Below are 13,643 nucleotides of genomic sequence, written 5' to 3'. Positions count from 1 at the left end.
CCCCGCTACCGCCCGACCTTCGCCTCCGCGACGAACGCGCGCCAGGCCCCCGCTGGGAACGCCAGCGCGGGCGCGTCCACCCGCTTCGAGTCCCGCACGGCTATCTCGCCACCCACGTCGGATATCTCAAGGCAGTCGCCTCCCGTGCCGCTGTAGCTGCTCTTTCGCCATGCCACGTCGCCGCGTACCGCTGCAAGCATCTCTCGCTACCCTTCCATGCCTTCTTACGCGTACAGCTCCTGCCGCACCTGAGTGATCATGTCGATGCTGTCCGCCGGGCTCAAGGCGCTCGATCGCAGTGAGTCGAAGATCAAGGTGTACTGCTCTGTCTCCTCCTGCGTCTCCATGTAGAGCGTCCCGGTGCGATGTTCGACGCACACGACGTCGGAGAAGGCCGCAGCAGGGAAACTGAAGAGCACGAAGGAGCCCATCAGTCCGGCATGCGCGCCCGCACGATCCGGCAGTACCTGCACTTCAACGTGCGGCCGGGCCGCCATCTGCACAAGGTGATCGAGTTGGTTACCCATCGTCTTCTCGCCGCCGATGGGCACTCGGAGCGCGGATTCACCTTGGATGACGCACAGCCGGGGTGGGTCGTTGCGGTTGAGCACCTCTTGGCGCTCCATGCGTGCCGTCACGAGATCATCGACCTGGTTCCCGTCCAGCACGCCCGGCGCCGCACGCACGATGGCACGGGCGTAGTCAGGGGTCTGCAACAGTCCGGCGATCAACTGAGCTTGGAAAGAGCGGATGTAGTCGGCGCTCTCCTCGTAGTTGATGAAGTCGGGGTAGGAGGGCCTGGCCAGGCTCGCGCGCTGGACCCAATTCGGTTCCTTGCCGCGCCGGGCAAGTGACACCAACTCGTCTACGAGGTCCTGGTCTTCGACTCCGTAGAACGTCAACAGGTCACGAAGCTCACCGAGCGAGATGCCCAGCCTGGCCGTTTCGATTCGGCTGACCTTCGTGCGATGGCACCCGAGTCTGTCCGCAGCCTGCGCCGGAGTCTTCTCCGCAGCTTCTCTGAGCTTGACCAACGTAGCTGCGAGACGTCGCCTCCGCACGGTCGGACGTGGTTCCGGCATGTAACCCCCTGCTCACGAGTCGATACGGCAGCAGCGTACATCTCTTCGCGAAGATCTTGGAACTAGTTCCAAATGCACGATTGCTGTTCGAACTCGATCCAGGGCACTCTGACATTCATCACTAAGCGAGCTCACCTGACTTCGCCTGGTGACAGACCGCTGCGCCCTCACGCGAGGAGACCCGATGTACGACGCCGCCGTGACCACAGCCAGGCACCGGTACCCCCGCACGCCCCACACCGTGAGCCGCTCGCGCGCCAACCTGCGGGCGCAGCTGCGCGCCTGGGGGCTGAGCCCGGACGACGTGGCCACGGCCGAGCTGGTCCTCTCCGAGCTGGTCACCAACGCCGTGCAGCACGCGGGGAATCCGCCGGGACGTCAGGTCGAGGTGCGCTTCACTCTCACCGACGCCCCCACCCTCCTCCGCCTGGAGGTCTCCGACGCCTGCACTGCACTCCCCCGCCCCCGCACCGCCGCCCTGGACCTCACTCCCGACCCGGACGCGGAATCCGGGCGCGGCCTCCTCCTCGTCACGGCGCTCGCCGACGGCTGGGGCGTCACCCCGCGCCCGCACGGCATCGGGAAGACCGTCTGGGCGGAGCTCAAGCTCACACAGCTGGGCGACGGCCAGCGTCAACCATGACGCCGCATCACGCCCCACCACAGGGCGACTGCGGGGAGTCCGTCGGCACCAACCGCACATGCTCAGCTGGCAGCTTCATCGGGCCGTCGCTGTCGGTGTCCCACAGCACCACGTCGCCGTCCGCGATACCGAAGGTCACATAGGGCCGCTGCGGCACCAACCGTCCGCCCTCACCCGCGAGTTCCCGCCCCGGCACCACAGGCTCCACACACATCCACTCGGGCGCGACCCCGAAGTACGGCGGTGGCTGCTTCCGCTGCTCCGCCGCGCGAATCGTCCGGTCAGACGCCCGGGCGGCGGAGTCGAGCACCGACTGCACAGACACCGTGGTGAGGAGCACCAGGAGGAGGCCGGTGACCACGATCCCCCAGCGCTCGCTGCGCACGTAGTGGAAGTGCTTCGCGAAGCCATAGCAGGCTGGCACCAGCAGGATGGGCGCCAGTTCCAACAGCAGCCTCAGGACGGCGATGGCCTGCCACACTCCGGGGACCCCCAAATCCCCTGGCGTGAGGGACAGGCCGTCCGCGTACAGCGTGTGCATCACCGATCCGGCGGCCAGCAGCGACGAGCCCACGAAGGCGGCCACGACAGGGCCTCCCCAGGCGAGCCACTCCCCCACGGTCCACTGCCGGACCAGGAGCCACAGACCGGCCAGGACCAGTACGCAGAAGAGCAGAACAAAGGTCTGCGACCGCGTCATGCCCTCCCGTACACCGAACGGCACACCTACCCAGATGCTGAGCAGGAACACGGCAGCGATCCCGGCGGCGACGGCCCCCGACCGCGCGCCCCCGTTCTGATACAGCCGCGAGCCGACCCGCAACACGGCGCAGAAGGCCGCCGCCGCAAGCGTGGCCATCACATACCGGCCGAAGCCCGCTCCACCCCTCGCCAGCACCGCCGCCGCCAGCATCGCGGTCAGTAAGACGCTCAGGCCGACGATCCGCCCGTTGAGATCGTCCTCCCTGCGCTGCTCCGTTCGGCTCCGCGCGCGTCCGTCCGCCGGGCGCACGTCCCAGCCGTCCAGGCCGGGCCCGCTCTCCTCGCCCGGCATGCGGGCGAGACGCCGCGCCTCGGACGGAGTGCCGGTGAGCACCACCCCGACGTCGTGGCGGCCCATTCCCTCGACGCTCCGAGCCACGGCCCGTGCCCACCGGTAGGCCCACGCCCCGGCACCGCTGGCAGCCGGTCGTCGCAGAACGGGCGGCCGGTGGTCCGTGGAGTGGGCGTACCAGCCGGGCAGCAGCTCACGGTCGCGGTGCAGCAACTGCGCGCGCCGCACGTACATCTCCACGCCGACTCGCCGCGCCAGCCGCTGCACCCGCCACGCCGCGCCCCGTTCGGCCCGGTGCACCGCGCCGAACAGGCGCACCTCGACGCGTAGGAGCAGACACCCCGGCCTCGGCCTCAGCACCCCCGCCGACGCGCCCTCTCCCCGTCCGAACTCCTCCGTGACAGGCCAGCCCCGCGCCTCGAATGCCGCCTTCGCCTCCGCCCACTCCCGGTCACCGCCCCGCACCTCGACCAGCGCCAGCACCCTCCGGTCGAACCGCTTCCGCGCCACGCGCACACTCCCGTCCCGTTTCCCAGCCAGGCGAGCGTTCCCTGCCGATCGCCCCCGTCCGCCCACCCCGTCTTCTTCCCGGCAGTCCACGGCAGACGGTCACCGTGGGAACGCTGGACGAGTATGTCCGAAGTCGCTTCGCGATTGTCCATGGCGGAACGTACGGTACGCAGGCACGAGACTGAAGGGGAGATCATGGGCGACTGGTTCCAGACGATCGTCGACATCGAGGCCACGCCAGGGGAGGCGCGGGGGCTCGCGGCGAACATACTCGATTGGCTGATCGCGGACGGCTTCGTCTCAGCGGAACGTACCGACTGCGTCCTCGGCGCTGACGCCGGGCACGCGCCAGGGACGCGTTACGGCGAAGCCGTCGAGGACGAGGATCCCGGGCTGGCCGATGTGTGGAGCAACGGCTTGCGCGTCACCGTAGGGCGTACGGTCTTCGACGCTGGGCAGGGCGAACCCTCGGCCGTCACCTGCCCGCACTGCGCGGCGGAGACACCCCTCGTCGACGAGCACTGGTCGCTCATCGAGGAGACGTGGGCCCTGTTCGGGGGCGCGGTGAATTCCTGGGCCGAGGGTCACGATGAGCCCGTCGCGTGCCCGTCCTGCGGCCGGACCGCTCCCGTGCACACGTGGCTCTGGGCCGACGACTGCTTCGCGTTCGGTCATCTCGGCTTCACGTTCTGGAACTGGCCCACGCTGCGCCCCGAGTTCGTCGGGGACTTCTCACGCCGTCTCGGTGGCCACCGCACCGTACTGGTCGAAGGCAAGCTCTGACAGGACGACGGCAGCTCCGTCCCCGGCCCCGCCGCGGACCGGAGCCGCTGCCATCCCCTCACCACCCGCAGCTACGGTGTGATTACGTATGATCGCTCTCCCGGTGCACGCGCATGCGCTCCCGCATGCCGTGGTGGACTGCCATCTTCATCAGCGGAGCAGCCATGTCCAAGGGCGGCAGAGTCCAAGTTCCCGAGCAGGTACGACAGGTGCAGCGCATCCTGTTGGAGACGTACGGCGATGGCCTCATCGACATGGCCGACTTCGAGAGTCACTCACCCGATTCCCGTCAACAGGCCCTGCTCTCCCGTGCGCTGACCGCCCTGACGGTACGCATCCTCACCGGCTGCGACTCCGAGAGCGCCACCGCTGCCGTGATCGATGGTCGCGATGACCAGGGAATCGACGCCATCGCCCTGACCCACTCGCCTCCGCACGTCTACCTCGTCCAGACCAAGTGGAGCAGGACGGGCAACGCCACGGCCAAGACCGACGCCGCTCACAAGATGCTGGCCGGCCTCCGCTTGATCGACGTGGAGGAGTACGACCAGTTCAACACCAAGGGCTGCATGCTCGCGGAGCAGGCCAAGACGCTCATCTCCGAGCACGCAGCCAAGGTCACGCTGGTGACCGCGCTCATGGGCACCGAGCCGCCCTCCCCCGAGGTGGAAAAGGTCCTGGCCAACGGCGAGGCCGAGTTCAACGCCTTCGGCCGGTTCCTCGACCATCGCGTCGTCCATACCCCCGAGTTCTGGGAGCAGGTGCGTGCGGACTTCACACCGAAGCCCGTGAACCTTTCCATCGCCCTGTCCCCCTGGTTCAGCGTCGACATGCCCTACCCGGCGTTCCAAGGCGTCGCGTCGGCCCAGGAGGTCGCCTCGTGGCTCGACACGCACGACTCTCCGCTCTTCCACCGGAACATCCGGGGCCCGCTCGGCCTCACGCGCACCAACAGCGACATGCAGGGCACACTCTCGCAGGAGCCGTCCAATTTTTGGTACTTCAACAACGGCATCACGGTGCTCTGCGACACGATAGAGCCGCGGTACGGATCGCAGAGGGCCCCGCACAGCAAACCCGTGACGCTGAAAGTCAACGGCGCCAGCGTGGTGAACGGAGCACAGACGGTCAAGGCGATCGCGGAAGCCGTGGCCAAGGACGATGACGCCGCTACGGCCCAGGTCAGCGTGAGGGTCATCGCCACCGGTGGCACCGGGGATTTCGCGGGGCGGACCACCAAGGCCAGCAAATTGCAAAATCAGGTGGAAGCTCGCGACTTCATCTCCCTGGACCCAGTCCAGAACGAGCTCCGTGCCGATCTCAAGGCGGGACTGGACAAGAGTTACACCATCCGGCGTGGGGAGCCGGATCCCTCCCCCGACACCGGATGCGCGGTTGTCGAGGCGGCAATAGCGCTCGCGTGCGCTCATCCGCACCCCAAGCACGCCGCACGGACCGCCGGTTCGCTGGACTCTCTCTGGGAGCGGGGACCGCAGGGAACGTACGACACGCTCTTCCGGCCCCAGCCGAACGCGTTCCAGGTGTGGAATTCCGTACTGACCCTCCGCGAGGTACGGAAGATCCTGCACGGAATGCGCCCGTCGGTAGAAGGCCGAGCCGCCGCGACGGTCGAACACGGCCACCTGCTGCTCTCCCACCTGGCAATCCAGCTCCTCGCCTCCCCCGGCCTCGACGATGCGGAGCTGGATTGGGGAAAGACGGTGGCTCCCGAGCTCCCCGGCTTGCTGAAAAAGCTGCTGCCCGAACTGGTTCTCGCCATCGATGAGCTCTACCCCAGGGCCCAGATCCGCCCCCTGTGTGCGGACCCGGCCCGCTGCAAGGATGTAGCCGACCTGGTCCTCGAACGCGCCAGGCGTAGCGGGGCACCGACGAACCTTCCGGCCAAGTACCGTCACGTCCGGGCCAAGCGCACCAAGCGACGCAGCGAGAACGCCGTTCACACCATCATCAACCACAGTGCCCTCAGCGAGGGCACCCCGTTGTCGCTCTACACACCGCAGGCCCCGGAGCGCGAGGCTCTTGAGAGCTGGCTCGCCGAGGACCCACGACGCGGCAGGGCCACCTGGGTCAACAACCGTGCCAGGCCCCTCCTCTGGGAGGCCGACGGCCTGGAGTATTCACCCTCCGGGCTCATCAAGCTGATGTGGGAACTCGCCGAGTGGGAGAACCGTCCGGTGGCCAATCAGGGCACCGCGCGCTGGATGACGTCCGAGGGCCAGACCTTGGCCGAGCTCGCCTGGAAGCTGCGCCAGGAGCTGGAGGAGCCGGAGGAGTGAGTGCCCGCCTGAGTCCGTGGCGGATTACGGCCAGCAGGTGGCCGTATTACGCCACGGACTCAGGCGGGCACCACGCTGATGCGGTGCAGAGGGCCGTGCGGGCCCGTGGTGAGGGCGGTGCGGAGGGCGGTGAGGACCTCGTCGGGTGTGCGGCGCAGTTGGGACGGGGAGACGTGGAGGACACGGAAGCCCAGCGCCGCCAGGCGGTTGTGGCGGGCCATGGTGCGTTCCCAGTCCGCCACCGCCCAGTGGTGCGCCCGCGAATCCACCTCCAGCAGCACACCGTGCTCGGGCCAGTAGGCGTCGGGGACGGCGAGGAGGTCGCCGTCAAGGTGGAGGGTGGGGTTCCAGAGGGGTTGGGGCAGGTCGGTGCGGCGGATGGTCGTACGGGCGAGCGCTTCGGCGGGTGAGCGGGTGCCCGCGCTCAACTCCTCCAGTACAGCGGCGAGGTCCGGGCGCCGGGGCAGGCGGGCAGCGCGCAGTTCTGCGGCGAGCGCGGCGGGGGCGATGCCCCTTGCCTGGACGATCTCGTGCAGGAGGGTGCGGGTGCGGTCGCCGGGGCCGGTGAGGCGGGCCGTGTCCACGGCGGCGCGCAGCAGTGGGGCGACCGGGAGTCGGCCCTGCATGAGGACCGGGCGCGGCATTCGGCGCGTGCGGTGCACGCGCACCCACTGCCGGGAGGCGAGGTGCGAGGACGTCGGAGTGAGGACGTCGATCTCCCGTACGTCTTCCGGCGCGGGCGCGGCCTTCAGCCGGTAGAGGGCGAGGGCGGCCGGGCCGGTGAGGAGCGGGGCCGTGAGGAGTGGGCCGTCCCGCGCACCGGGGGCTCGCCGCCTGCCCGGTCCGGTGGGCGACGCGCTCCGGGCAGGCGGGCCCGTACGGCTGCCGGTGCCGTGCGCGGTGCGGCGGGGGCCCGCGTAGAGCAGCGCCGCACGGTATCGCTGATCCCAGCTCAGAGCCCCGGAGTGCAGGGCGACGACTCCGGGGAGCGGGGTCTGCCAGCGGCCGGAGCGGCAGCGGTTGCTGACCGTTCTGTCCGGGACCCCGGCCGCGAGGAGTTCGGTGCGGAGGATGATCCCCTGCTGGTCCCGGGCCAGATCGGTCGGCGTGGGTCGGTCTTCCTGGCGGGCGTGGTGTGCTGGCATGTTGCTCTCCCCCTGTTCCCAGGGGTCCTGCCCCCGGAGGCAGAGGCCCATCGCTGAGCGCCGCTCGGTGCACTCGTTCCGGTGAACGCTCTACGCGGGCGAAACGCGCACGCCCGCCTCCGTCAGGAAGCTGCTCGGTTCGCCGGACCAGGAGACGTAGAGGCCGTCGCGGGCGCGGGTGCAGGCGACGAAGAGCAGGCAGCGTTCGGCGAGCAGGTCGGCCTCGTGCTGGAGGCGGTCAAGGTCTTCGGGCGTGATGGCGCGGGGGAAGGGGAGAGCACCGTCGTGGACGCCGATGACGGCGACGCAGCGGAACTCCAGTCCCTTGAAGGCGTGCATGGTGCCGATGCTGACGGCGTCGTCCGGGTCCGAGGCGCGGGCGCGGAGGCGGCGGGCGGGGATCTCGGCTGCCGTGAGGCGGGCGAGGGCGGCGTCGCCGGTCTTCTTGAAGCGGGTGGCGATGCCGATGTCGGACGGGTTCACGCCTGAGTCGATCCACTCGCGGCAGCGGTCGGCGAGGGCGTCGAGCTCGGTGGCCTCGTCGGTGGCGGCGTGGAGGGCCGGTCCGGTGCCGCGCAGGGCGGAGCGGTAGCCGAGCAGCGACTCGGCGGTTGCCGTGTCGGCCAGTTCGTCGATCGGACGGCCGAGGAGCAGTGCCGTGGACCAGGCGAGGATCTCCTGTGTGCTGCGGTAGTTCTTGCGCATGCGGGTGGAGCGGCCGACGACCTTGATGCCGAGAGCTTTGAGGGAGACCTTGGAGTCGTAGATCCGCTGGTGCGGGTCGCCGGCGATGAACAGGTCGTCGGGGCGTGCGGGGACTGCCGCGCGCAGCAGGCGCCACTGGGCCGGGTGGAGGTCCTGGGCCTCGTCGATGACGACATGGCGGTAGGGCGGACCGGTGCCGGTGTCGTTGTCGGTGAGGACGCGGGCGGCTTCGGCGCTGGTCTGGAGGTAGGTGCGGAGTTCGTCGGCCTCCAGGCCGCTGGTGAAGGCTTCGAAGGCGCGCCAAGTGTGCGGTTTGAGCGCGGGTGTGAGGCGGCTGCCGCGACCGGCGCGGTCGGCGGCCTCGTACGCCTCCCGGCTGCGCAGGTCCTGGGCGAGTACGACGTGCTTGTACTCCTGGGCGAGGAACTGGGCGCTGCCCGGGTACTGGACGGCCTCGGCCGCCCGCGTCCAGCGGCGTTCCTCCTCGGCGCCGCCGATCGCCCGGCGGTGGGGCTGGCCGGGGGCGGTGGTCAGGACGCGGCTGGCGAAGGCGTCGACCGTCATGACGTCGACACGGTCGCGGAGCTGCTCGTCGTCGACCAGGGCGGTGAGGCCGGAGCGGAGGGAGGTGACGAGGGCGTTGGTGTAGGTGGTGAGCAGGATGCGCTCGTCGTCGCGCAGGTGGGCCAGCAGATGCTTGACGCGGTGCAGGGCGACGACGGTCTTGCCGGTGCCGGGGCCGCCGGAGACCTGGGCCGGGCCGGAGTAGCTGGGGCGGTAGGCGATCCGGCGCTGGGAGGGGTGGAGGAAGATCCGCCAGGCGGAGAAGGGCTTGTCGAGGATGTCGTGCAGCTCTTCGGAGGCGGTGACGAGGAGGATGCGGGAGACCGTGTGCCGGATGGCGGTGTCGTAGTCCGTCTCGTCGACTGCTCCGGTGCCGCCTGCGGGAACGCGGTGGGCGACGAGCTCCCGCCAGACCTCTTCGACCGAGATGCGTTCGGCGAGGTACTGGAGCACCTCGCACTGGTCGGGCGGGAAGAAGGGGGCGAACGCCTCCAGTTGTTCCTTGTCGGTGAGGGTGCGCGCACGGCGGATCGTGTCGGCGTCGATGCCGAGGGAGGCGAGCTCGCCGTCGGAGACATGGGCCAGGAGCCGGGATTCGGACGGCGCCTCGGTCTTCTCCTCGTGGGGAGGGGTGAGTTGGTCGAGGGTGGCAGCGTCGCGGAGCTCGACGGCGCGGGTGACGGTGTTGATGCTGGACCGCTGCTTGACGCCCCAGGCGATGGCCTTGTCGTGCGGCAGGACCTTGAGCAGGACGAAGGTGTCGCCGGACTCCGGCGCGAGGACGACACCGCGCCAGAATCCGGTGATGCGGATGGTGCGGATGTGCGGGTCGCGCGCGTTGCGCAGCTTCTCGATGTGGAGCCCGGGGTCTGCCAGGAGCTGTGTGAGTGTGCGGACTTGGAACCTCTGCCAGGCGTCGAAGACGCCCTTCTTCACGTCTGCCTGGAGCTTGTGCAGTTCGGTGCAGAAACCGATGTCGAAGGCCAGGTGCGGCATTGACGTCCTTCCGTGCGGCGGAGCATAGGTGCGGCGGAGCAGGCGTGCGGCAGGGTGTGGTGTGGCCCCCGGGCAGGGGAACGTACGGGTCAGGTGGTGCGGCCGTCCTGGAAGCGGATACGGGCGAGGATCGCGGCGACATCGGTGACCAGGGGGTGGGCGCGGCCGAGCGCGGCTGCGGCCTCTGAATGCAGGAGGCGGAGCGTACGGGCCGCTGTGCCGTCGCGGCCGGCGGCCACCTGGAAGCGGGCATGGTCCAAGCGCAGCGCGAAGAGTTCTTCGGAACGGTCGCCGAACAGGGCTGCGGCGTGCGGTCGTAGGTTCTCCATCTCGTGCAGGGCCTCTTCGAACTGACCGAGTTCGGCGTGACAGTAGGCGGCCTGCTTGCGGCAGTCGATCGCTCGGCCATCGCTTGGGCCGTGGAGGCGGCTCAAGGTGTCGGCGAGGGTGCGCAGTTCCGGCAGTGCGCGCCGGAAGTCACCGCCGAGGAAGAGCGCCACCGCATGGGTGAGGCGCAGTTCCAGGAGCTTGGGGCTGTCCGCTCCCTGTCCTGCCGGGGCCAGGGCGATGACCTCGGCGAGGACGTCGGCGGCCTGCGAGAAGCGGTCCTCGTCGAGAAGGGCCAAGGCGTGGTCCACGGCCTCGTCGATCTCCTGCTCGGCGACGGTGCCGCCGACGGAATCGGAGCCGGCGGGTGTGGATGGGTCGACGGGAGAGGGGGCTTCGGGGGCCGGAGCCGGGCCGGTGGGCCCGCCGGTCGCCACGGGACGCGGACGGGGTGCCGCGGGGCGCCGGTAGGGACGGGTCGGGTCGGGCACCCCGGTGGGCGGCGGTGCCAGGTCCGGGCTGGCGCCGGTGTCCGGTGGGGGCAGCAGCGGGGCGAGCCGCTCGTACACCGTCCAGGCGTCGACGGGGCGGTCCGCCGCCTCCTTCGCCAGGAGTTCGAGGACGAGGAGTTCGAGTGCGGTGGGCACGTCCGGGCGCAGCTTCCGCAGGGGCACGGGCGGCTCGGAGAGGTGCTGGTACATCAGCGGAATCTCGTCCACCGCGTCGAAGACACGTTCGCCCGCGAGGAGTTCGTGCAGGAGGCAGCCCAGGGCGTAGAGGTCGCTGCGGGGGCTGACGGGCACGTTCCTGATCTGCTCGGGCGACATGTAGGGGCGGGTGCCCAGGACGCGGCCGGTGGCCGTCAGCCTGGTGACGTCCGTGCCGAGGACGGAGGCGATGCCGAAGTCCAGGACCTTCACGGAACCGGCCCGGTCGACCATGACGTTCTCGGGCTTGATGTCCCGGTGAACGACGGGGACCGCATGCGCGTAGGAGAGCACCGTGCAGATCTGCGCGGCTATCGAGACGGCCCAGGACACGGGCAGTGGGTCCGCGTGCTCGGCCAGGAGGTCGGCGAGTGACAGACCGCGGACCAGCTGCATCACGAGATAGAGCCGATCGGCTTCCTCATCGAACGAGGCGTCGAAGACGGACGGCACCCCGTGATGCTCGATCTTCGCCGTGACCCGGGCTTCGCGACGGAATCGGGCCAGGAACTCCGCTCGGTCCGCGGACTCGGCGATCTCCGGTTTGATCAGCTTGACGGCGATGTCACGGTCGAGGACGGTGTCATAGCCCCGCCAGACCTGCCCCATGCCGCCACTGCTGATCAATGAGATCAGTTCGTAGCGCCCGGCGATCCTCTGCGGCACCGCTCTTCGGCCCATGCGTGCACCCCCACGGTGATGTTCCGTGATCAGTGTGACGCTTCGAGTGATGTGCCGTCCACGTGTTGCGGATTATCGGACTGGGCGGCGGTATGCCCTCCGAGGGGGGGCTGGGTCGCCGAAGGTTGAGGGGCCGCGCGGCGGTCAGCCGTCCAGGGCGAGGCGGAGGCCGAGGGCGAGGAGGACGCCGCCGGAGATCTGCTCCAGGCGCTTTCGTACGCCGGCGCGGGAGAGCACGCGCTTCAGGCGGCCCACGCCCCATACGTAGGTGAAGTAGTAGCCCATCTCGAAGGTCGCCCAGAGGCCGGCCAGGGCCACCATGGTGGGCAGCTGCGGTGCCCCGGAAGGCACGAACTGAGGGAGGAAGGACATCGCGAAGATGGCGGCCTTGGGGTTCGCGAGGTTCATCAGGAGTCCGGCGCGATACGAACGCATGCCGGACGCCGCGCGGGACTCGCCCTCCCCCTCGACGAGTTCGGAGTGCCCGCCGCGCCGGGCGGACCGTATCGCCTGGATTCCGAAGACGATCAGCACCACGGCCCCCACGTACCGCATCACGTCGTAGGCCACCTCGGACGCGGCGAGCAGCGCGGTCAGCCCGCAGGCCGCGACGACGCCCCAGACGAAGACCCCGCTCTCGTTGCCCAGGACCGTCATCATTCCGGAGCGGCGGCTGTGCATCGAGTTGCGGATGATCAGCACGGTGCTCGGACCGGGTGACATCGCGACCAGCAGGCAGGCGCCGAGGAACGGCAGCAGGAGCTCATACATGCGCGCCATCCTGCGCCGCGCACAACCGGCCGGGCCAGTGAATTACGGGCTCTCCGCCGGGCGCACCATGTGGGGCGGGGATCAGTCGACGGAATTGCCGGGTTGGGCCCTGCTTCGTGGTCAATCCGTCGACCGATCCGAAGCGGCGGGCGTTCTGCTCTCAGCCAAGCCGGTCGCGCCTGCGAGGGTGCGGGCGACAGGATCGACACATGCAGCCGGTCTTCGTTCTCGTGCACAGTCCGTCCGTGGGTCCCTCGACCTGGCACCCCGTGGCCGAACGCCTGGCAGCGGCGGGATACCAGGTGCGGGTCCCGTCGCTGCTGCACATAGGCGCTGGCGCTCCGCCATTCTGGCCCCGTGTCGCCGATGCCGTCCGCGACGACCTCCGGCAGGTCCCGGACGGCAGCCCCGTCACCTTGGTGGCACACAGCAACGCAGGCTTGTTCCTTCCGACGATCCGCTCGGGCCTCGACCATCCGGTGACCAGCTCGATCTTCGTCGACGCCGCGCTACCGGCCCGGCACGGACCGACCCCGGTCGTCCCACCCGAGTTGCTGGAGTTCCTCCGCCCGATGGCCGTGAACGGCAGGCTGCCACGCTGGACCGACTGGTGGGACGAGGCGGACATCGCTCCCCTGTTCCCCGATCCGGTGATCCGGCAGACCGTCACCGAAGAGCAGCCCACCCTGCCGCTGTCCTACTACGAGCAGCACATCCCGGCCTCCGGCGGCTGGGACGACCACCCCTGCTCCTACCTGCTGTTCGGCCCTCCCTATGACGACCTCGCCGCCGAGGCACGCGAACGCGGCTGGCATGCGGCACACCTGCCCGGCGCGCACCTGCACCAGATCGTCGATCCCGCCGGCACGGCCCGCCACCTCGTCGAACTCGCCTAGGCGAGGCCCGGCTCGGTGGGCGGGGCGGCCGGTGGGGGGGTCGAGGCGCTGAGGGCTGCGCGGTGGGTGCGGGCCATGGCGAGCGTCTGGGTCGGGTCGGTCCGGCGGAGGACGAAGAGGGTGGCCAGGGCGAGCACGCTGGGCCCGGAGAGCATCGCGGCGAGCCATGGCTGGCCACCGAGTCCGACGAGGACCGCGCCGGTGAGCATGGAGACGGCGATCAGGAATCCGGAGGCCAGGCCCGCGAGGCCGAGCCGGTGGGCCCGGCGGGCGTCCGCCTCCTGCTGCTCCAGCCGTGCCAGCCGGTAGTGGTGTTCGCGCGCCAGCTGCGGCTCCAGCGCCCTGAGGGCGGCCTTGAGGTGATCGGCCGGGAGTTCGGCCCACCGGGCCGCGATCTCCAGGCTCGTGGGAGCCGGGCGGTCCGCTTCGATGTCAGAGGCCATGTGAACCCCCGTTCCGTTCGCCGCCTCGCGAGGGGTTGA

The 13,643-nt window shown here is 69.9% G+C and carries 12 protein-coding genes; 4 read left to right on the top strand and 8 right to left on the bottom strand.

What is annotated here, in order from left to right:
- Positions 1-5: 5 nt before the first annotated feature.
- Positions 6-200: a DUF397 domain-containing protein gene (locus LHJ74_RS13350; RefSeq protein ID WP_260218187.1), complete on the bottom strand. Its 195-nt coding sequence runs from the start codon at positions 198-200 to the stop codon at positions 6-8.
- Between the two features lie 24 nt (positions 201-224).
- Positions 225-1,082, bottom strand: coding sequence for a helix-turn-helix domain-containing protein (locus LHJ74_RS13345; protein WP_260218186.1), 858 nt, complete (start codon positions 1,080-1,082; stop codon positions 225-227).
- Positions 1,083-1,266: 184 nt separating this feature from the next.
- Here LHJ74_RS13345 and LHJ74_RS13340 point away from each other — a divergent pair, with 184 nt between their 5' ends.
- On the top strand, positions 1,267-1,725 hold the full coding sequence (locus tag LHJ74_RS13340; RefSeq protein ID WP_260218185.1) for an ATP-binding protein: 459 nt from the start codon (positions 1,267-1,269) through the stop codon (positions 1,723-1,725).
- Between the two features lie 7 nt (positions 1,726-1,732).
- Here LHJ74_RS13340 and LHJ74_RS13335 read toward each other — a convergent pair whose 3' ends face one another.
- Complete coding sequence (locus tag LHJ74_RS13335; RefSeq protein WP_260218184.1) at positions 1,733-3,289, bottom strand: NnrS multi-domain protein; 1,557 nt, start codon at positions 3,287-3,289, stop codon at positions 1,733-1,735.
- A gap of 195 nt (positions 3,290-3,484) precedes the next feature.
- Here LHJ74_RS13335 and LHJ74_RS13330 point away from each other — a divergent pair, with 195 nt between their 5' ends.
- Complete coding sequence (locus tag LHJ74_RS13330; RefSeq protein ID WP_260218183.1) at positions 3,485-4,072, top strand: hypothetical protein; 588 nt, start codon at positions 3,485-3,487, stop codon at positions 4,070-4,072.
- A 113-nt stretch (positions 4,073-4,185) separates the two neighbouring features.
- Positions 4,186-6,369 (top strand): AIPR family protein, encoded by a 2,184-nt coding sequence (locus LHJ74_RS13325; protein WP_260218182.1) that lies wholly within the window; start codon positions 4,186-4,188, stop codon positions 6,367-6,369.
- A gap of 59 nt (positions 6,370-6,428) precedes the next feature.
- Here LHJ74_RS13325 and LHJ74_RS13320 read toward each other — a convergent pair whose 3' ends face one another.
- The 4 genes from LHJ74_RS13320 to LHJ74_RS13305 form a co-directional block, all read right to left on the bottom strand.
- Positions 6,429-7,514, bottom strand: a complete 1,086-nt coding sequence (locus LHJ74_RS13320; RefSeq protein WP_260218181.1) for a type IV toxin-antitoxin system AbiEi family antitoxin domain-containing protein — start codon at positions 7,512-7,514, stop codon at positions 6,429-6,431.
- 90 nt (positions 7,515-7,604) lie between these two features.
- Positions 7,605-9,779 carry a UvrD-helicase domain-containing protein gene (locus LHJ74_RS13315; RefSeq protein WP_260218180.1) on the bottom strand — a complete coding sequence of 725 codons (2,175 nt, stop codon included), beginning with the start codon at positions 9,777-9,779 and terminating at the stop codon, positions 7,605-7,607.
- Positions 9,780-9,868: 89 nt separating this feature from the next.
- Complete coding sequence (locus LHJ74_RS13310; protein ID WP_260218179.1) at positions 9,869-11,494, bottom strand: serine/threonine-protein kinase; 1,626 nt, start codon at positions 11,492-11,494, stop codon at positions 9,869-9,871.
- A 144-nt stretch (positions 11,495-11,638) separates the two neighbouring features.
- Positions 11,639-12,265, bottom strand: a complete 627-nt coding sequence (locus LHJ74_RS13305) for a LysE family translocator (RefSeq protein WP_260218178.1) — start codon at positions 12,263-12,265, stop codon at positions 11,639-11,641.
- A gap of 245 nt (positions 12,266-12,510) precedes the next feature.
- Here LHJ74_RS13305 and LHJ74_RS13300 point away from each other — a divergent pair, with 245 nt between their 5' ends.
- On the top strand, positions 12,511-13,161 hold the full coding sequence (locus LHJ74_RS13300) for a lipase family protein (RefSeq protein WP_260218177.1): 651 nt from the start codon (positions 12,511-12,513) through the stop codon (positions 13,159-13,161).
- On the opposite strand, the gene LHJ74_RS13295 is transcribed toward LHJ74_RS13300, so the two are convergent.
- A complete protein-coding gene (locus tag LHJ74_RS13295) occupies positions 13,158-13,604 on the bottom strand; it encodes a hypothetical protein (protein ID WP_260218176.1) in 447 nt (148 codons plus the stop codon). The genes LHJ74_RS13300 and LHJ74_RS13295 overlap by 4 nt on opposite strands.
- Positions 13,605-13,643 lie beyond the last annotated feature (39 nt).

The sequence above is a fragment of the Streptomyces gossypii genome (genome assembly GCF_025165795.1).
GTDB classification, from domain to species: domain Bacteria; phylum Actinomycetota; class Actinomycetes; order Streptomycetales; family Streptomycetaceae; genus Streptomyces; species Streptomyces gossypii.
The sequence above is the reverse complement of the archived record's forward strand: the minus strand, read 5'-3'. Positions and strand labels throughout refer to the sequence as shown.